The organism is Coprobacter fastidiosus (assembly GCF_030296935.1).
Lineage (GTDB): Bacteria > Bacteroidota > Bacteroidia > Bacteroidales > Coprobacteraceae > Coprobacter > Coprobacter fastidiosus.
This window is the reverse complement of record NZ_AP028032.1, coordinates 2,830,841-2,852,135: the sequence shown is the minus strand read 5'-3', so window position 1 is coordinate 2,852,135 and position 21,295 is coordinate 2,830,841. Positions and strand designations below refer to the sequence as shown.

The window sequence follows — 21,295 nt, the reverse complement described above, 5'->3', positions numbered from 1 at the left end:
ATAAAATGAGAAAGTTAATGTACATTTGTAAAAAGAATTTATACGATTTGCGCAATGAAGTATTATCTGATAGCCGGTGAAGCTTCTGGAGATTTACACGCCTCCAAACTTATGAATGCCCTTAAAAAAGAAGATCCGCAAGCTCAATTCCGTTTTTTCGGAGGCGACCTGATGCAGGCAGAAGGCGGAACACTGGTCAAACATTATAGTGAAATGGCCTATATGGGATTTATTCCCGTATTGCTGAATATCGACAAAGTACTGCACAATATTCGTTTATGTAAGTCAGATATAGAAGAGTTTCATCCTGATGTACTGATACTTGTCGATTATCCCGGATTTAACCTGAGAATGGCAAAATTTGCTAAAACCCGGCTCAATATTCCGGTACATTATTACATTTCGCCTAAAATATGGGCATGGAAAGAGTATCGTATCAAGGACATTAAACGGTATGTAGATAAAATGTACTCGATACTTCCGTTCGAAATTCCGTTTTATCAAAAACATCTTTATCAGATCGACTATGTAGGAAATCCCACTGTCGATGAAATGGCGGTGAGACCGTTTGCCGATGAAAAGTTCGACTCTTTCATTTCCGAAAATAATCTTGAAAACAAACCTATCATTGCTCTATTAGCCGGTAGCCGGAAAGCTGAAATCACAGCAAATTTGCCGACTATGATCGATGCGGCCTCCTCATTTACAGATTATCAATTAGTCATTGCTGGAGCTCCGGGCATATCTCCCGATTTTTATCATACATTTATTTCAGGCAAACGGGTTTCCATCGTCTTTGAAAAAACATACAGATTGCTCCAACAATCCTCGGCAGCATTGGTAACTTCAGGAACAGCAACCCTCGAAACCGCTATACTGAAAGTTCCTCAAGTCGTATGTTACAAAATGGGAGGAGGAAAAATCGCATATAATCTTTTTAAGCATATACTGAAAGTAAAGTTCGTGTCGTTAGTAAATCTGATTGCCGACCGGGAAATCGTAAAAGAACTGCTGGTACATTTGTTCACTACGGAAAATGTAAAAAACGAACTGGACAAAATATTAAACGATCCGGACAAACGGAAACAGATGTTGCAAGGATATGCCGAAGTAGCCGAACGATTAGGAAATCCGGGTGCTCCTCAAAATGCAGCAAAAAAAATTGTCGCAACCATAAAAAGTTTATAAAAGGCTTTCGATCTACCGCTTTAAAGTGTATTTCGAATAAAATTTTCAAACTGAAAGATCACCGAGCGCTGTCTTCAAAGCAGCAAATGAAGACAGCGATAGTTCCTCTCCTCCTTTATACATCAGCCTGATCTTCTCAGGAGATACGAAAAAAAGAGAAACATCAGTACCGGGAGTTCCCGCAGGCAAACATTCATATCCCGCCCTCATCAGACAGTTACGAACCCAAAAAGCCATATTATCCGGAACTGAAATTGCAGCTCTCTTGTTTAACTCGTATCGTGGGAAAAAACTCCCGGTAGAGACATCAAAATTTACGGACGAGTGAGAAAAAAGGTCACCGACTGCTCCGGATAGAACCATATCTTCCGTAACACCGCATTGCAATCCGTTCTGACGGGACAAAAGCCACAAGCGATCGCTCAATAACAATGCCTGTTCCATATCATGTGTCGAGAAGAGAATTGTCTTTTTTTCGGCAGTAGCAAGTTCACGCAATAAAGATATAATCTCTATACGACTCGGAACATCCAAAAAAGCCGTAGGCTCATCTAACAGTACGACAGGACACTCTTGAGCCAAGGCCTTAGCAATCATCACTTTTTGTCGTTCACCGTCAGAAAGTTCCGAAAAATAATCCGATGCCTTATGTTTAATGCCTACCCGATCGAGAGAATACTCCACGATTTTTTCATCCGAGCGGTTTAGCCGTCCGAAAAAACCGGTATAAGGATAACGACCCAAAGCTACCAGTTCCCTGACTCGGAGTCCTCCCGCCAAAGAACGATCAGTCAACACCAGACCTATTCTTCGGGAAATTTCAGTTGCCGAATAATCATATAATGATCTTCCCTCTAAAAACAATGTCCCAGACAATGCCGGTTGCGAAGCGCCTAATGTTCGCAACAGTGTCGATTTCCCGGCTCCGTTAGTTCCCAACAGGCAAGTAAGTTCTCCCCGATAAAGAGAAAATGTCAAACTGTCATACAGTTCCTGACGTGCTTTACTCCCGTCTCGATAACCAATCGATAAATTTTCTGCTTCAATAACCGGTACTCTGTTCATCAATTGAAATATTGTATTTTCTTTTGGTTTACAATCACATAAATAATTACAGGAGCCCCCAACACCGGAGTTATTGCATTCAAAGGAATAATCCCTGCTTCTCCCGGAAGCACACACAACAAATTGCAAATCAATGCAATTACAGCACCGATAAGAATCGTTACCGGTAACAAGATTTTATGATTGGAAGATCCCAAAACAAGTCTGGCAATATGGGGTACAGCCAACCCTATAAAGGAGACCGGGCCGCAAAATGCCGTAACCACAGCAGTCAACAATCCGGTCGTTAATAACAATACAATCCTGACACGACGGACATTCACCCCAAGATTTTCGGCATATCTTTCTCCTAACAAAAGAGCATTCAAAGGCTTTATCAGCAATAACGAAAAAACAAGACCTACCGTAACGGCAATACAGAAAAAAGGTAATCTCTTCACCGATATTCCTGAAAAATCTCCCATTCCCCACAATGTATAAGAAAAAACATTTTCAGCCGTAGCAAAAAAATTCAACAGAGATATTGCCGAAGAAGTTATGTATCCAACCATAATCCCGACAATAAGCAACATTACGTTACTGCGTACGATCGTAGAAAAAAGAATAATAATGCCTAATATTAATACAGCTCCGATAAAAGCACCTGCCAAAACCGCCATCGTCCCGGAAAGAGCGAATGACCCCAAAGAACCTAACGAACCACCTAAAAACAACATCACCAAGGCTACTCCCAAACTCGCTCCGGAGTTGATTCCTAAAATCGACGGTCCGGCCAACGGATTATTGAATGCAGTCTGCAACATCAAACCTGAAACTGCCAAAGCCGCTCCGGCAAAAAATGCCGTAACCGCCTGAGGAAAACGAGACTGCAATACGATATAAGACCAACTGCTTTTCTCCACCTCATTTCCCAAACAAATATCCCAAACCGCACTCGCCGGAATAGAGACAGATCCCCAAAACAGATTTCCGATAAACAGGCAAAAAGCCAAAAACAATAATCCTCCGATATAAAAATAAGGCTTCATCACTTCAACAAGTTAAAATAACGAAGTGTATCACCGGGTAACAAATCCGGATGAAATATCAAAATAAAATCTCTCAACAAATAATCAGGATGTAAGGGAACTTCTTCATAAAAAGGCACTTTCGCACTATTACTACCCCACACATTCTTATCTTTAAACGCTTTGAAATTAGCATTAGCGGCATAATCTTTTCTCAAATCATCCAATGTCATATCCCGATCCCGATTATATTTTACCAGCCAAAAATCAGCCTGCTGAGCTTTGTCGAAGACAGCTTCGAAAGAGAGAGACATAGATCCCGTTTGCGGAACATCCTTCCAAAAATAATCTGCCCCCGCATCGGCAAAAAAACGTGCCATATAGCTATTTCCTCCGGGCACATACCAAACAGGACCAGTTTTCATCTCCGAAACAACGGTAGGGCGCTTAGAGACGTTCTCAACTTTCTCTTTTAAAGTAAGATATGACCTTTCCGTCTTTTCAAATATCGAATCAGAAAGCGATTCTTTTCCGAAAAACAACCCCAAAAAACGAATCCATTCGGCACGTCCCAAAGGCGTAGTTTCCATATAATCAACACCCTCTATAATGGGAATACCCAGTTTTTCGACTTTTCCGTAACCCATATTCTGAAAAGGAGAAGAGATTATCGCTTCAGGATTCAGATCTATAATTTTTTCTATATCCGGAGCATACGATTCTCCTAAATCTATAATTTTCCCTTCTGAGACGCCTTTCTTTATTTCCGGGATAATTATATAACGAGATTCGCAAACTCCCGCAATATCGGAGAGATTTCCCAATTGCGCCAACATACTGCAATGCACCGATGAATACACGGCCACACGAGACAAAGGTGTACGTACGACTGTTCCTTCAGGCAAAGATGCCGGTAAAGAAGAAGCTTTCGGTATCAATATATATTTTTGAAGCAAGCGAGTCGTATCCCAAGGATCTCGCACCTGCACTTCCGTATAATCGGGAAAACGGTTCACACGGAACATCTCTGCATAATTCACCCGATAAGAAGCCGTATCGACCTCATTACCGGAAGAGGTATTCCCTTTTTTATTACAGGAAATTAATAAAGAAATTAAAATTAAACCGCCGAATATTTTATTTCTCATTTTTATATTTTTAATCTCCAAACTTACATAAAATCGAAGAAATAATCTAAAAACAGACACAAATATACTGTATTTGTCTTTTTATATTTACCTTCGCAGCCAAAGGATAACTATGGCAAGAGGGGGCAAACATATCGTATTAGTATGGCTTTTGATCGCATCACTAATGCCTGTACACATTGTGAAGGCTCTTCATTTCCACAATGTAACAGAAGATATTTCCTCCCATTCGAATATTCCACACAGCCATGATCCGGATAATTGCTGTATTTGCCAATTTTTCTTGTCTCCTTTCATCGAATCCGAACGAATACAAACAGACTTTATTCTTCCGTTTATTTCCTTTGAATGGATTTCACCTGAAACTAAAGTCCGTAATTCCTATATATGTTCTCTATCTATCAGAGCTCCTCCTGTATATTCTGTTTTCAGTTGATATAATTATTAAAGCATTAATCACCAAAGCTTGTTTAACAGCCTGTATAAATTTTATTCGGGTCAGGTTTAGGTGTTTCTTTCAAAGATGTTTTTCTGTCTTTACGAAGTTGATAGCGAGTTATCTGACAAGTGAAAACGGGAAAAAGACCGAAAGAAAACACAAAAATGACCTGATATAATATTTTTTTGTTGGAAAATTTAGACCAGCTCTTAGAGTGACTGTTAAACAAGCCTTAAAAACAGAATAAAAAAATGAAAGCAATAAAAATAACATGTTTGTTGCTCTGGAGTATTTTATGCATACGCGCAGAGGAACAGGATAGTTGTGTACACCTAAAAGAAATCACTGTTACAGGACTCACAGGCAGTACACACATCAAACAAATACCGTCTCCGATATCTATTATAAATTCCGAATTTTTAAAGACACACCAATACACCAATATCATCGATATTATTGCCAAACAGCCCGGTATATCTCAAATAACGACAGGTAGCGGAATATCTAAACCGGTTATTAGAGGATTAGGTTATAACAGAGTACTGGTCGTAAATGACGGTATCCGTCAAGAAGGTCAACAGTGGGGAGATGAACACGGAGTCGAAATCGATGCGCAAAACATACATTCCGTAGAAATACTGAAAGGTCCGGCTTCTCTAATATACGGTTCGGACGCTATGGCTGGAGTATTGATTTTCCATGATAAACCGATTTTATCTCCGGGAGAAATGAAAGCCAATGTCTTTAGCGAGTATCAAACGAATAATGGACTGTTTAACTATTCCGTAAATTTTGAAGGAAACAAGAAAGGATTTGTATATAATTGGAGATACTCGGACAAGATGGCGCACGATTACAAAAACCGGTATGACGGTTATGTTCCGAATTCCCGTTTTCGTGAACGGGTTCTTTCCGGGATGTCAGGATTAAATAAGGATTGGGGATATTCCAGACTGAAATTAAGCTATTATCATCTCACGCCGGGAATAATAGAAGGTGAACGTAATAACGAAACCGGAGAATTGGAAAGCTCGAGCGGAGGCAAACATTACGGCAAGCAACTTCCGTTCCAACAAGTACGTCACTATAAAGCCGTATTAGATAATTCCTTTTTATTAAAATCCGGAACTTTAAAAATTATCGCTGCTTATCAGCAAAATCGCAGGCAAGAATATGAAGAGAGTAAAAATGAATGTGGTCTCGATTTTATGTTGCATACCATAAATTACGATGTACGTTATATTTTGCCTGAATACAATGGATGGAAAACAAATGCAGGTATTAACGGCATGTATCAAAAGTCTCTGAACAAAGGCGAAGAATTTCTTATTCCGGCATACGATCTGTTTGATTTAGGGGCATTCATAACTGTTAGCAAATCAATGTTCCAACGTCTTCATTTAACCGGAGGACTCCGTTTCGATATCCGACACTTGCATAGTCATTCTCTTATGGATGGAGAAAAAGAACGTTTCATTGCTTTTTCCCGTACATTCAACGGTTTAACAGGAAGCATCGGAGGCATTTATAATGTCTCGGAAAAGTTAGACATAAGATTTAACGCATCACGAGGTTATCGTGCGTCGAATCTGAGCGAACTGGGCAGTAATGGGGAACATGAAGGCACTTTGCGCTATGAAATCGGGAACAAACGACTTAAGCCCGAATACAGTTGGCAATTCGATGCCGGAATAGACTACTCGTTCGAACGCATGTCTTTTCAACTTTCATTATTTGCCAACCGCATAGATAATTACATTTTTATACAGAAATTGGGAAATATACAAATCGAAGATGTTCCCGCTTATCGATATACTGCGGGCAACGCACGCATAATGGGAGGTGAGGCTCGCATCATCATACATCCAGTCCGCCATCTACATTTCGAGAATTCTTTTTCCTATATAAATAGCGTACAATTACATTCGCCCGAAGAAAGCAGATTCCTCCCATTTACTCCTGCACCACGCTGGCTTTCGACCCTGCACTATGATATCAATATAAACAGCAAACTATTGGATAATACATATATAGAGGTCGAAATGGATTATAATTTCAAACAAAACCATGTATATAGAGTAAACAACTCAGAAACACCGACACCGTCATATACCTTATTCAATATGTCGGCCGGTACAAACATAACATATCGTAAGAAAAACCTTTTCTCATTTTATATTATGGTAAATAACATATTCAACAAAGCTTATCAAAATCATCTAAGTAGATTGAAATATGCCGACACAAATGTCATAACAGGCAGAAAAGGGGTTTTCAATATGGGAAGAAATATCGGATTCAAAATACTTGTTCCGATCAATCTATAAAAAAGATTCTGACCTCATTATGCCGGCAATAAAGACTTCATTGTCGGCATAATTATAAGTATCTGCATAAACTTCTAAGAGGCTGTCCAGATTTTCCGATGAAATAAAAAACTTTTACTATAACCGCTTTCTATCATTTCGGAACATACCCTTTATACTTTCCTGTTTCTTCATTATCAATAATAGACTGCGCTGTTTGCAGTACAGAAAAAGCATAATTTCTCAACTTATTCCGAATCGTGTCGTTTGTTACGGCACTCCCCTCCTCTCCGTCCTGAACCTTAAACAACCATTCCTGTTCGTCTCCGGGACGATATATATAAAAATAATCTCTATCCATACAGCCGACAGCATCATCCGAAGTGAAAAGAATACAAGAACGGTTTTGACGGAACAAGTCGATCCCGAACATATTATTTATATACGAGATACCCAACATTCCCAAAATTGTAGGACCGACATCTATTTGTCCGCCCAATACTTCCGACTTGCAGGGAGACTGTCCCGGTTCATATATAATCAACGGTATATGATGATAAGTCAGCGGCATATCGGATTTCGGACTTCCTACTAATTTCCCGTGATCGGCAAGAAACACAAAAATCGTATTTTCATACCAAGGCTGGCGAGATGCCTCATCCATAAATTTACGCAAAGACCAGTCGGCATATTCGACAATTTGTTCTTCTGTCTCTTTACTATGCGGCTTAAAATACGGAGGAATTATATAAGGAGGATGATTACTGATACTCAATAACGTAGCAAAAAACGGTTGTACAGAGGCCGATCGTTCGGTCAAAACAGGAATTGCATATTCATATAAAAAATCATCCTGAACCCCAAAACTGTTGACGACCTTTTCTGACGGATAATTTTCTTGCGCATAAATTTCGTCATATCCGTTCGATCGCAAAAAACCGTTCATATTATCATATTGCGACTCATGGGTCATAAAAAAAAGCGTACGGTATCCATTTTCTTGCAAAATACGAGGCAATCCCGTGTAAAAAGGAATAACAGCGCCTTTCATCAAATTCTTTTTCATCATTGCCGGATAACCGTATAAAGTAGCATATAATCCGTGATTCGTATGCGTCCCGGCAGAATAAAAACGGTCAAAACAAGTCGCCTGTCCGGCAAGACTATCCAAAAATGGAGTCAATCCTCGTTTATCGCCATAACGCTCCATGAACTTTCCGGACATAGACTCCATCAATACCAGTACGACATTCTTTCGGACAAATGACGTATCGGCATTTATTGTCCGGGCAATAGGCGATATATCCGGAAATGACTCTTCGATAGCAAGAAATTCCCGGACATTCTCGATCGCTTCTTGTTCATTCATAAGCCTCAGGCTCTTATTCTCTTTTTTTGTCGATTCTAAAGTACTACGCAACAGATTAAAAGTCGGATTTATCCCTAACTGGTTCAAAAAAGTATTATTGCAATAATATGCCGCACTCACACGAATAGGATTATACCCCATGCGTCCTCGTATGCCGAACATACAAGCCCATAAAGTCAAAGCCGTTAAAACGACGATTCCTCCGACAGATTTCCATGATCTGAAACGATTCTTCTCAAAAGAAGCGACCGTCAGTTTACGCATCCGACGTAAAAAAACAGAAAATATGGCGACTGCCACTACAAAGAAAAAGATCGGCCAACGGTATGCCGGTTCACCGAACATCATTTTCAAAGTAGTCTCTCCATATCCCATCCAATTAAATATGGATGCGTTGAGATGCTTAAAGAAATATTCGAAATAGGGTATGTCCGATGCACTGATAGCAAAAGTGATTCCGTACATAATACCCATAAATATAGTTAAGCCTCTATACAACCGAGCGCCATAATAACCGAACCATGCAGAAATGGAGGCTACAGCCAACGGCAAAAGCAAAATATAACAAGCAACGACATTATCGAACCACAATCCTCTTAAAAAAGCTTCGGACTGCAACAGATATTCCCCGCTCTCATCTCCGAGATTAGCTGTTCCCCTAAAAAACAAGATCAGCCGGAAAAGAGATAACAACAATAACCCTGCAATATGTATTGAAAACAGAAATCGAAGAGAATAAAGATAATTCTTCATAATACGTGATAATTTTGACAATTTGCTAACGAATTGCAAATGTATCTTTTTTCTATGAAATAGCAGTAATCTTCGTTAAGAGCCTATTTAAATTTTCCAATATAAAATTATATACCTGAACTTTTTGGCTCTCTTTTCAATCTGTTTCTCCGTTCCTGCACGTCATATAACCCATAGTCCTTATCAAAAACAGAAAACCTCTCTAAAAAAATGTAGGTGAAAATTCAAACAGGCTCTGAAAGGATAGCATAAGTAACAATATTTACTCTTATTCAGCTAATTTGTGCACCTTAGTTTTATAAATAGTATATAATATTGCACTCATAAAATTAGCTCTTAAATCCATAACATTATGACACATAAAATTATTTTGTCGATTTGCTTATCACTTTGCTTAAGTTTATCTATACAAGCTCAAACTCCCGCTTTCCCCGGTGCTGAAGGATATGCCCGTTATACAACTACCGGAGGCAGAGGCGGGGCTGTCTATCATGTAACTTCTCTGGCCGACACGAAAGAGCCGGGAACACTGCGTCATGCCATCGGAAAAACAGGTCCTCGTACAATTGTTTTCGACGTATCCGGAACGATAGAACTCAACGAACCTCTCAGTATCAATAAAGGGGATATTACCATCGCCGGACAGACAGCTCCGGGAGATGGTATCTGCCTGAAAAATCATTCTCTTGCAATAAAGGCCGACAATGTCATCATCCGCTTTATCCGATGCAGATTAGGCGATCAGGAAAAAGACGAGAATGATGCATTGTGGGGACGAAATCATAAAAATATTATCATAGACCATTGCAGTATGAGCTGGAGTACCGATGAGTGTTCTTCTTTTTATAACAACGAAAATTTCACTCTGCAATGGTGCATCCTAAGCGAAAGTCTGAGAACATCGATCCACGCTAAAGGAAATCACGGATACGGAGCAATATGGGGAGGCCAAAAAGCAAGTTTTCATCACAACCTTTTAGCCTGTCACGATAGTCGCAACCCCCGTTTTTGCGGAAGTCGTTATACGAACCGTCCCGATCTGGAACTTGTAGATCTCAGAAATAATGTCATTTATAACTGGGGATCGAACAGCGGTTATGCTGCAGAAGGCGGGAATTACAACATCGTAAACAACTATTATAAACCAGGACCGGCAACATTGAAAAACAGAAAACGTATTTTTTCTCCGGGGGTAGATGATGGAAAAAACAATCAACCTGCTGGCGTTACGGGAAAATTTTATGTTGACGGAAACTATATGGACGGAGCTCCCGATGTAACCAAGAATAATTGGAAAGGAATAGAACCGAAACCTAAAACTATGGACAAAGATATTTTCAAATCAGACACTGAATTTCCATTCGAAAATACGACAACCCATGATGCCCAGAAAGCTTTCCTCGCTGTTTTACGTTATGCCGGAGCATCTTATGCCAGGGATATTATAGATACACGCGTAACTAACGAGACTATGACCGGGACATTCAAATACAAAGGATCAAAAGGCAGTACAGGAGGAATTATCGACAGCCAGAACGATGTAGGAGGTTATATCACTTATCAATCGGCTCCAGCGCCTAAAGACAGTGATGGTGACGGTATCCCTGATGAATGGGAAATAGCTCACAATCTGAATCCGAATGACAAAACAGACGGGGCTAAAACCCATTCGAGCGGTTACACTTACCTGGAAATTTATTTAAACAGTTTGGTCGAAGAAATCGTGAAAGCCGGTAACAAAAACGCTATCATCTCTGTAAAAGAGATTTATCCGGTAATAAAATAACGTTTTTCATGATTATCCACCTAATAGCACAAAAAATACACGTTTATACTAAAATAAAGGAGTTGTTTTGCAATATAAATATATAACACCTTTTTAATAAATAACATGATGAACAAATTTTTCAAACCGATACTATTCGGTACTATTATTTTTTCAATGTTCACCACATCCGTTTTAGCAAAAAGTAAAGGAGTGTCATCTCAAGAACTCTATAAGAATCTCCCTTTCAAAATGGATCCGGTACAACGCCCTGTATTTCCCGATTATAAAGTTACTATAACTCAGTTCGGAGGTGTAGGAGACGGGACTACACTCAATAGCGAAGCCTTTGCCAAAGCAATAGAGGCCTTAGAAAAAAAAGGAGGCGGAACTCTTGTTATACCTCAAGGAATATGGTACACAGGACCGATCGTATTGAAAAGCAACATTCATATATATCTCCAAGGAGGAGCTATAATTTTATTCAGCGACGACTTCGATTTATACCCGATCGTACATACGTCTTTCGAAGGATTGGATACACGCAGATGCCAATCGCCTATAAGTGCCAAAGGAGCTGTCAATATTGCTATAACAGGGAAAGGAACTATCGATGGAAACGGGGATGCTTGGCGTCCTGTCAAGAAATCGAAACTCACGGCAAGCCAATGGAAAGCCTTATTGCAAAAAGGCGGAGTATTGAATGACAAAAAGGATATTTGGTATCCCTCGGCAAAATCGAAACTCGGAAACGAGCGTAGTGACATGAATGTTCCTCGCGGGCTGAAAACCGACGAAGAATGGGAAGAAGTAAAAGACTTTCTTCGTCCGGTACTACTAAGTTTTATCGATTGCACAAACGTATTGTTACAAGGAGTAACCTTTCAAAATTCTCCCAGTTGGAACCTCCACCCTCTCATGTGCGAAAACGTAACGATAGAAAATCTTACCGTCCGAAACCCATGGTATTCTCAAAACGGTGACGGATTAGATATAGAGTCTTGTAAAAACACAATCGTTACGAATTGCTCTTTTGATGTCGGTGATGACGGAATCTGTATAAAATCGGGGAAAGACGCTGACGGACGCAAACGTGGAATACCTTGTGAAAACGTTATTGTCGATAATTGTGTCGTGTATCACGGACACGGAGGCTTTGTCGTAGGAAGCGAAATGTCTGGCGGTGTGAAAAACATATCGGTATCGAACTGTCAATTTCTTGGAACAGATGTCGGACTGCGCTTTAAAAGTACTCGGGGACGCGGAGGGGTCGTAGAAAATATCTTTATCAAGAACATCGACATGATCAATATCCCTACCGATGCGTTACTGTTCGATCTGTACTACGGAGGTAAATCCGCTTCTGAAGTTCTCGCCGACGGGGATGAAGTAAAAGAAGAAAGCAACATCCCTGCCGTAACCGAAGAAACTCCGGCTTTCAGAAATATTACAATTTCAAGAGTCAACTGTCAAGGTGCTCGCCGGGCGATGTATTTCAACGGACTCCCCGAAATGAACGTACAAAATGTAACTGTCAGCGATTGCAATATCACAGCACAATTGGGAGCAGAAGTTGTCGAAACTACCGGAGCAATATTCAAGAACGTAAAAATATCCCCTTCTAAAGGAGCTGCATTGACAATTAAGAACTCGAAAAATATTCTTGTAGATAATTTTTCTTGTCCGACAAAAGAAGGAGCACTTACTATCAGCGGTGAAAAGACTGAAAATATTCAGATCAAAAACTCTTCCCGGCTGGAAGCAAATGCAAAAATCGGAACTGAAGTTTCCGAAAAAGCAATTGTTTTGAAATAATAACTTCGGACAAATTACCGGAATTATCCTTTAATATCATATTATTTGTGTGTTGACAAAACCATAAGCCGAGACAAATCGTGCTTATGGTTTTACCTCAGAACCAGTTTAAATTTATGGAAACTCTTTTTAATTATCCGTCCCGACAAATTTATTACATGAAATATTTAACCGTTTTCATTTTCATATTCTCAAGTCTGTGGGTACAAGCTCAAGTAACCCGGACATGCAGAGTCCGGAACAATTCGAATGAGCAGATTTACGATGCAGCTATCGTTCTACCTGTAAAAGACAATAACGTAAAAGGAGTCACCATCTATTATAAAGGAAAAGAAATTGCATCTCAGCTCGATGATCTCGACCAAGACGGCATAGCCGATGAAATCGTTTTTCTTTCGGATTTTAAAGGTAAAGAAAAAAAGGAATTCACTATTACATTTTCTGAAAAGCCATTCCCGACAAACAGATATGCAGCCCGCGTACATGCTCAAATGTTCAAAAAAGAGAAAGATAAATCCATTACTCCGATTACGGAAGCATCTTCTCCGACCGGAACGCTCTACAAAAATCTCCATCATCACGGACCGGCATTCGAATCTGAACTAATGGCTTACCGCATCTATTTTGATAAAAAACAGACTGTGGATGTATATGGTAAATATCATAAACAATTGGAACTGGCACGTTCGCTTTGGTATCCGACAGATGAACAACTTGCCGAAGGATTCGGTGATGACATCCTGAGAGTAAGCGGAAGTACCGGAGTCGGGACACTAAAAGGTTGGAACGGGAAAAAGGCCATACATATAGAACCGGTAGATAACCGTGAAGCCCGCATCATTGCAAGCGGCCCATTAAGAACGGTAGTAGATATGAACAGCTACGGATGGCTTTACAATGGGAAAAAAATAGATTTGAAATCTCGCTATATTTTATATGCAGGACATCGCGATGCAGAAGTTTACAATACATTTACCGGAGATACGGACAGTCTTATTTTTTGCACCGGAGTACAAAAAATCAAAGACTGCGAAATGGATCAAAACGGAAAAAACAGAATTGCCGTTTGGGGTACGGATTTCCCTGTAAACGATACAATAAAATACGAGAAACAGACTCTCGGCTTAGCGGTAGATCTTCGAAAAGCAAAATGCATCAAACCCGCTGAAGACAAAGCGAATTATTTATACTTGGTCGAACCGGACAATAACAATCAAATAAACTATCGCATAACCGTATGTTCACACAAAGAAACTTTCGGATATCACAATTCAAAGGATTTTTTCAAATATGTCCGAATTTGGGCTTCCCGGCCTTGCAATTTGTTAGAAATAAATTATTAAATTTGTTTCGAAACCAATTATAAAGAGCCTTGAAACTTAAATTTACTATCATCCTAACACTATTATGCTGTATTAAAGGGCTATCATACGCCCAGCCAAAGTGCAGTTTCGCTCATTATGCTCCTGACGACGGACTATCCGGAAAAACGGTTATGAGTATTACTCAAGACAAAAAGGGGTTCATGTGGTTCGGGACATGGAATGGGTTAAGCAAATTCGACGGGTATCGGTTTAAAACTTATAAATCCACGCCTTCTGATCCTGAAAGCCTGATAAACAACCGGGTAGACTTGATTATTGAAGATAGTTACCAATACATTTGGGTACTCTCCTATGACGGTCAGGTACACCGATTTGATCCCCGCTCAGAAAAATTCAACAATATTCCGATAAATGCCCATGAAAGGAGCAATCGTGGAAAAGGGATTACACATATTCAACATGCCGGAGAAGGAAAGATGTGGTTATTATCCGATACCGAAGGCTGTTTCAGAATCGAAACCGATCCTGAAACGCACAATCTAACCAGCCATTGGTATTCTACAAAAAATAAAAAACTGCCGAGTGACATCGTAAACAAAATTTATACTGATCCTCAGAAAAACAGTTGGATCATGACAAAGCAAGGTATGATTTCGGTAGATTCCGTAGGAAATTCGTATCCTGTACATTATCCTTCATCTGTACATCAACCGATTATATACGATGCTTTATACAGTGGAGGACACATGTGGTTTTCTTCTTCTTCCGGTCAAATATTCAGGCAAAGCGACAACGGAATATCAGAACTGATTCAACTTCCGACCGAAGACATAATCTGTTCCATTAAACAACTTAAAAACAAACAGCTTCTTTTTCTTACCGAACGAGACGGATTTTTTATCTATGACATAACGACCCGACAAATATCCCATGTAAAACAAGACACATTTCCGTTACAAGCCCGTCATCAGCAAATGATTTCGGCTTTTATAGATTCCCATAACGAAATATGGTTACTACTTTCCGAAACCGGTGTTTTGCATCATAATCTCAAAAACGGTACTACCGATTATTTCTGGCTAAAAGGAGATGTCATTAATCCCTACTCATACCCCCCTACACCTTTTATTTCAGAAGATTGCAAAGGCAGATTATGGATACGCCCGTCCGGAGGTGCATTCTCTTATTACGACAGACAAGAAAACAAACTAAAATATTTTTATAATGCACCGGAAGACCCGGCAAGAAAATTTTCGAATATCCTGCACACCGCCTTCTCAGACCGCCAAGGAAACCTTTGGTTGTGCACACACTCGAAAGGCCTTGAAAAAATAAGCTTTGTAGAAACTCCCGTTGAAATACTCCGACCGAACACTTCGGCAAACTCTTTCTCTGTAAACGAAGTGAGATTTCTATTCAAAGACGATCAAAATAATCTATGGGTAGCGACAAAAGAAGGCTCGTTATACCTGTATGACCGCAACTACTCCCCCATAGGCAAATTATTAGATAACGGAAAAATAGGTAACGGCACCCCGTTCAAAGGGATCGTTTACTGTATTTTTCAAGATAAAGATAAAAATATCTGGTTAGGGACAAAAGGCAACGGTCTTTATAAGTTAACCGGAAAAGATATTCATTCCGGATTTCGTATGGTAAATTTCAAACACGATCGGAAAAACCCCTTCAGCCTGAGCCATAATAATGTATATTGCGTCACACAAGATACAGAAGGACGGATATGGATAGCCACTTATGGTGGCGGTATCAATTATATCGATACCGCCAATGGCAAAACACGATTTATCCATCCGGGAAATCAATTGAAAAACTATCCGATGACCTCCTGTTTCCGTACACGTCATATCTGCTGCGATAAAAACGGTAATATGTTTGTCGGAACAACAGGCGGGCTTCTCTGTTTCTCTACACATTTCACGTCTCCGGAATCCCTTGAATTCAACCATTTGCGGCAAGACAATATGTCGAAAGACGGCCTTACGGCCAATGATGTACATTACATTTATCCGGCATCGGATAACACAATTTATATCGGTACTTTCGGAGGCGGACTGCTGAAAATAACACCACCATATCAATGGAATGAGCGTTTCAAATTTGAAAATTATATTTCTCAAGTTCCTCAACCGAGCGACATCGTGTACAGCATTACCGAAGATAGCCGAGGGTATATATGGATGGGAACAGAAAGCACCATTACCAAATTTAAACCGAAAGAAAATACTTTTGAGAACTATGGCATCGAGTCGGGAATTGACGTCCGTTATTTTTCAGAAGCGACAATCTGCAAAATGGGTAAAGATATTCTTCTCGGCAGTGATGACGGAATTTATATCTTCTCGCCCGAGAAACTAAAAAAACAAGATTACTTTTCGCCTTTGACATTCAGCCGTTTTCTTTTGTTCGGGAGAGAAGTAGATCCGACAACAGAAGACTCCCCGTTAAAGGAACTTTTAGATGATCAGGAAGAAATGACACTGACGCACAAACAATCCGATTTCAGTATAGAGTTCTCAACCTTGGATTTCAGAGATCCTTCATTGATTCATTACGCATATAAATTAGAAGGATTTGATAAAAATTGGACATACGCAAATAACCAACGGACTGCAACTTATACCAATTTGCCCAAAGGAGAATATACCTTTCGTGTAAAATCAACAAATAGCGACGGAAAATGGATCGATAACGAAAGAGAACTTAAAATAAAGGTTTTACCGTCATTTTGGAACAGCACAGCCGGATATATATTTTATATCATAGTATTGCTTCTTATTATGGGAACAGTCATGTATGTGCTGTTCACCATATATCGGTTGAAACACGAAGTGCAGATGGAACACACTCTAACCCAAATGAAGCTTCGCTTTTTTACGGATATTTCTCACGAACTCCGCACCCCTCTGACATTAATTGCCGGACCGGTAGATTATATTTTACATAATGAAAAAGTAAATCCCGAAGTCAAAGAACAGCTCCAATTAGTAGAGCGGAATACAAATCGTATGCTTAGGCTGATCAATGAAATCCTGGATTTCAGGAAAATTCAAAACAAAAAAATGCGTCTAAGCGTAGAAGAAATTAATTTCGGGGTTGAAGTACAACGAATCTGTGAAAATTTTTATCCGTTAGCAGAAGAACGTCACATCCATTTCTCTGTCGAAGATCATTCGCACGGGGCGATTTTATGGGCTGATAAAGAAAAACTCGAAACGATCCTGAGCAATTTGCTTTCGAATGCCTTCAAATTTACATTCTCGAATAAATCTATTACGGTCAAGACCTCTGAAACAAATGATAACTTAATCCTTCAAGTTTCGGACGAAGGTATAGGGATCAATAAAGATAAAATCAATTCGATTTTCGACAGATTTTCCAGTTCCGAAAAACAAAATCTCTCTAAGCAGCCGGGAACAGGAGTAGGCATGCACTTAACAAAAGAACTGATCAATATGCATGGCGCTACCATACAGGTAAAAAGCATTGAAGGTAAAGGCAGTACATTTACTGTAACTTTCAGAAAAGGATACAGGCATTTCGGGAACGAAGCCGATTTAATCAAAAAAGAACTGACAACCGAAACAACAGATAAGGAAACTAAAAATATTCAAGAAAATATCGGATATACGGACAATGCAGGAAATCCGATGCAAGAATCTACCGGAAAACCAGTTATACTGGTCGTTGAGGATAACACCGACTTGCAAGAATTTCTTCGCACCATCCTATGTTCCGAATATGAAGTTCATAAAGCCATAAATGGTGCAGATGCTTTGAACCGGCTAAGCAATTTACAACCGGATATTGTTATTTCGGATGTTATGATGCCCGAAATGGATGGAATAGAGTTTACCCGGAAACTCAAAGAAGACATTAATACGAGCCATATTCCTGTAATTTTGCTCACAGCAAAATCATCGCTTGAGAATCAAATGGAGGGTTTGGAAAACGGAGCAGACGATTATATCACCAAACCGTTTAGCGCAACTTATCTGAAAGCCAAAATCGAGAACATTTTGCGAGCACGTAAAAAACTTCAGGAATACTACGCTTCTCACTCTACCGATAACAAAAATTCTGAAACAAAAAGTCCCGATCAACCGGTACTGAACTCCCGCGATCAAAAATTCATTGATACAATTACCGTCGTATTGGAAAAGGAACTCGATAACAGCGACTTCACAATCGATGAATTAGTATCACAAGTAGGGTTGGGAAGAACTGTCTTCTTCAAAAAGCTGAAGGCGCTTACCGGTCTTTCCCCCGTAGAGTATATAAGAGAATTTCGCTTGACAAGAGCTACCGAACTGATTTGTAACGATGAATACAACATTTCTCAAATATCTTATATGGTAGGGATCAGCGATCCTCGCTATTTCAGTCGGTGTTTTAAACAAAAGTACGGAATGACTCCTACTGAATATAAAGATAAGATACAAGGAAAAAACAAGTAAATAAAAAACAAAAAACTCTCACATCAGGGAGTTTTTGTTTTTATTATTCCGAATGTATCAAATATTCCACCGTTTATACCGAAAAATACGCTCTTTTATCTCCTATGTGATATAATATTGCATTTAGAAAATACCTAAATAAACAAAATCATGCGGAAAATTTTATTTTTAGCGTTCCAATTCTTGATTTTACACGTTTCTGCAACAACGTATTATGTGTCGACAAATGGAAAACCGGAGGGCGACGGAAGCAAAGAGAACCCCTACAACATAACGACTGCCGTAAAAAAAGCAAATCCGGGAGACGTTATCTATCTTGCCGGAGGGACTTATTCTCTATCGGAAACCGTTAAAATAAGCAGAAACGGAACAACCTCTTCTCCAATCAAGATGCAACCCGAGCCGGAAACTGGACGTCCGGTTCTGGACTTCAGCGGACAACCTCGCTTCGATAGTAATGCCCGGGGAATTCAATTGTCGGGAGATTATTGGCACATTACAGGATTGGATATTATTAAAGCCGGTGACAATGGACTTTATATCGATGGGGGAAACTACAACACAATAGAATTTTGCAGGTTCAGTGAAAACGGAGATACCGGATTACAAATCGGAGGAGGTGCGACATATAATCTTATCCTGAACTGCGATTCATATTATAATGCAGATAAAAATATGGGAAATGCAGATGGTTTTGCCTGTAAAACAAGTGCCGGAACAGGTAACATATTCAGATATTGCCGTGCATGGATGAACTCTGATGACGGATATGACGGATATTTAAAAGACAGCAACGACATCACTACGACTTACGAAGGCTGTTATGCTTTTATGAACGGAATATTGCAGGACGGAACTGCGGCTGGAGACGGTAATGGCTTTAAAATGGGAGGATGCGATGCCGATGCTTTACGCTCGCATAATGCCATATTAAAAAATTGCGTAGCGGCCAAAAATAAAAAAAACGGTTTTGACCGGAATAGCAATATAGGTAGTATGACTCTATATAATTGTACATCCTATGCTAATGAAGGAAACGACTATATTTTCGTAGCAGCCAAAGAAAAACAGCAAGATCTGGCTGAAGGGAAAAAAATAACGATAAAAAATTGCATTTCAGTATCGAATACGACACCGAATATAAGCTGTCGTACAGATCAGATAGATATGAGTCATAACACATGGGACGAAAATCTGAATTGCAACACAGATGATTTTGTAAGCCTGAACATAAATCAATATTTGGCAGATCGTGACGAAAACGGGAATTTACCGGATTTCACCTGTCTGCATTTGAAATCGACCAGTTCGCTCATCGACAAAGGCATCGTCATTACTGGTATTTCCTATAACGGTAATGCCCCCGATTTAGGCGCATACGAATATCAACCGGGAGATATAGATATCGATCCGTCCGACCCTCTCGAAGATTATACGGTAAACTTCAGTACGATTCCGGGAATCTTTTCGGCCGAGACAGTAACAGGAGGAACTACCGGAACACAGCACGGAATTACCATAGGAGGAACTGGCAGTAAATCGGGAAGTTTTATTCCATCACAAGCAGCAAACGCACCAGGATCTTCCGGAGCTGTCAAATTAGACGGCAACGGCTCTTATGTACAATTCCCCAAACAACCTAAAGTAAAACAAGTAATATGCCATGTTGCGGCATCAGGTATCAATATCAATCCCCGTTCCCTATCATTGCAAAGTTCTATAGACGGCATAAATTTTTCCGACATTCCAGGAGGATTGTTGGAAGTAACTAACGATGCAACAGGAAAAACAATCTGCATTGATTTCGACGGAACAAAAGACCTGTTTTTTCGCCTTATTTCCAAATCTTCGGGATGGAATATATATGATTTTATCGTAAAACCTGATAACATGACCACCGGTGTTCCCGAAACGGAAGTAACCGATATAACGAATATTCATTTAACCGGGAACATTCTATATCTTCCTGAAAACAAATCCGTTACTATATATAATATATCTGGAAAACTTTGTTTTCAAAATAAAAATACGACAACAATCGATTTTTCGGCTCAGAACCGAGGATATTATATAGTTCGGATAAAAGATATGAAAGGGAACACCATTATTTCAAAAATAATGTATTGAATATTACTTAATAACTAAACATTTTTATGAAGAATACTACTAATTTGTTTCTTCGTATTAAGACCAAGATATAAAATTGTGTCATAATACAATGACAATAATCAAAGTATTATAAATCAAAAAATTTGTCATATCAAAATTTTTAAACTTAAACGAATACATTTTAAATACGCAAAAACGATCTGAAATAATTTATTATCGACAATCAGCAATATTTCTTGCAAAAAAAGTGAGCAAGACTTTCATTCTTAAACTCTGTCTGAATTTCATCGGATCAAAGTCAAGAGCAATCCACATGAATAGTCGGAGACTTTCTCGATAAGGTAACCGTACCGATAGCTCAAAAACGTTATGGTATAGAAGATAACACAAAAAGAAGCGAATAATATTTCTCTTATCAAAAAATATTATTCGCTCCTAAAATAAATTTTTACATCCAAAACATTTCAATTTAGGATATCCAGAAAAAAGATACAAAACTTATCTAAAAAAGACTGTTCTCTAAAAAAACAA

At 39.3% G+C, this 21,295-nt stretch carries 12 protein-coding genes; 8 read left to right on the top strand and 4 right to left on the bottom strand.

Going from position 1 to position 21,295, the window contains the following annotated elements; translation table 11 throughout:
- Positions 1–54 precede the first annotated feature (54 nt).
- The gene (lpxB, locus tag QUE35_RS11275; protein ID WP_009318965.1) at positions 55–1,188 is read left to right on the top strand and encodes a lipid-A-disaccharide synthase; all 1,134 of its coding nucleotides are present in this window, start codon (positions 55–57) and stop codon (positions 1,186–1,188) included.
- A 45-nt stretch (positions 1,189–1,233) separates the two neighbouring features.
- Here lpxB and QUE35_RS11270 read toward each other — a convergent pair whose 3' ends face one another.
- From QUE35_RS11270 to QUE35_RS11260, 3 genes are read right to left on the bottom strand one after another with little or no spacing between them, the layout of a single operon-like run.
- Positions 1,234–2,253 (bottom strand): ABC transporter ATP-binding protein, encoded by a 1,020-nt coding sequence (locus tag QUE35_RS11270; protein WP_022600814.1) that lies wholly within the window; start codon positions 2,251–2,253, stop codon positions 1,234–1,236.
- Positions 2,253–3,281: an iron chelate uptake ABC transporter family permease subunit gene (locus QUE35_RS11265; RefSeq protein WP_022600815.1), complete on the bottom strand. Its 1,029-nt coding sequence runs from the start codon at positions 3,279–3,281 to the stop codon at positions 2,253–2,255. Before QUE35_RS11265 ends, QUE35_RS11270 begins: the two co-directional genes overlap by 1 nt.
- Positions 3,281–4,408 carry an ABC transporter substrate-binding protein gene (locus QUE35_RS11260; protein WP_022600816.1) on the bottom strand — a complete coding sequence of 376 codons (1,128 nt, stop codon included), beginning with the start codon at positions 4,406–4,408 and terminating at the stop codon, positions 3,281–3,283. The genes QUE35_RS11265 and QUE35_RS11260 overlap by 1 nt, the downstream gene beginning before the upstream one ends.
- Before the next feature lie 112 nt (positions 4,409–4,520).
- Between QUE35_RS11260 and QUE35_RS11255 the strand changes: the two genes are divergently transcribed.
- Positions 4,521–4,844, top strand: a complete 324-nt coding sequence (locus QUE35_RS11255; RefSeq protein WP_147404890.1) for a hypothetical protein — start codon at positions 4,521–4,523, stop codon at positions 4,842–4,844.
- A 254-nt stretch (positions 4,845–5,098) separates the two neighbouring features.
- Positions 5,099–7,174: a TonB-dependent receptor gene (locus tag QUE35_RS11250; RefSeq protein WP_031258424.1), complete on the top strand. Its 2,076-nt coding sequence runs from the start codon at positions 5,099–5,101 to the stop codon at positions 7,172–7,174.
- Between the two features lie 133 nt (positions 7,175–7,307).
- On the opposite strand, the gene QUE35_RS11245 is transcribed toward QUE35_RS11250, so the two are convergent.
- The gene (locus QUE35_RS11245; protein WP_009318970.1) at positions 7,308–9,275 is read right to left on the bottom strand and encodes an LTA synthase family protein; all 1,968 of its coding nucleotides are present in this window, start codon (positions 9,273–9,275) and stop codon (positions 7,308–7,310) included.
- 352 nt (positions 9,276–9,627) lie between these two features.
- On the opposite strand from QUE35_RS11245, the gene QUE35_RS11240 reads away from it, so the two are divergent.
- The 5 genes from QUE35_RS11240 to QUE35_RS11220 all read left to right on the top strand — a co-directional run bounded on the left by QUE35_RS11240 (position 9,628) and on the right by QUE35_RS11220 (position 20,782).
- Positions 9,628–11,061 carry a pectate lyase gene (locus QUE35_RS11240; RefSeq protein ID WP_022600820.1) on the top strand — a complete coding sequence of 478 codons (1,434 nt, stop codon included), beginning with the start codon at positions 9,628–9,630 and terminating at the stop codon, positions 11,059–11,061.
- Between the two features lie 108 nt (positions 11,062–11,169).
- Positions 11,170–12,855 carry a glycoside hydrolase family 28 protein gene (locus QUE35_RS11235; protein WP_009318972.1) on the top strand — a complete coding sequence of 562 codons (1,686 nt, stop codon included), beginning with the start codon at positions 11,170–11,172 and terminating at the stop codon, positions 12,853–12,855.
- 116 nt (positions 12,856–12,971) lie between these two features.
- Positions 12,972–14,198 (top strand): DUF4861 domain-containing protein, encoded by a 1,227-nt coding sequence (locus QUE35_RS11230; protein WP_022600822.1) that lies wholly within the window; start codon positions 12,972–12,974, stop codon positions 14,196–14,198.
- Between the two features lie 29 nt (positions 14,199–14,227).
- Positions 14,228–18,655, top strand: a complete 4,428-nt coding sequence (locus QUE35_RS11225) for a hybrid sensor histidine kinase/response regulator transcription factor (RefSeq protein ID WP_031258429.1) — start codon at positions 14,228–14,230, stop codon at positions 18,653–18,655.
- A 150-nt stretch (positions 18,656–18,805) separates the two neighbouring features.
- Entirely contained in the window at positions 18,806–20,782 is a 1,977-nt protein-coding gene (locus QUE35_RS11220; protein ID WP_022600824.1) for a right-handed parallel beta-helix repeat-containing protein, read from the top strand.
- The last annotated feature ends 513 nt before the right edge of the window (positions 20,783–21,295 follow it).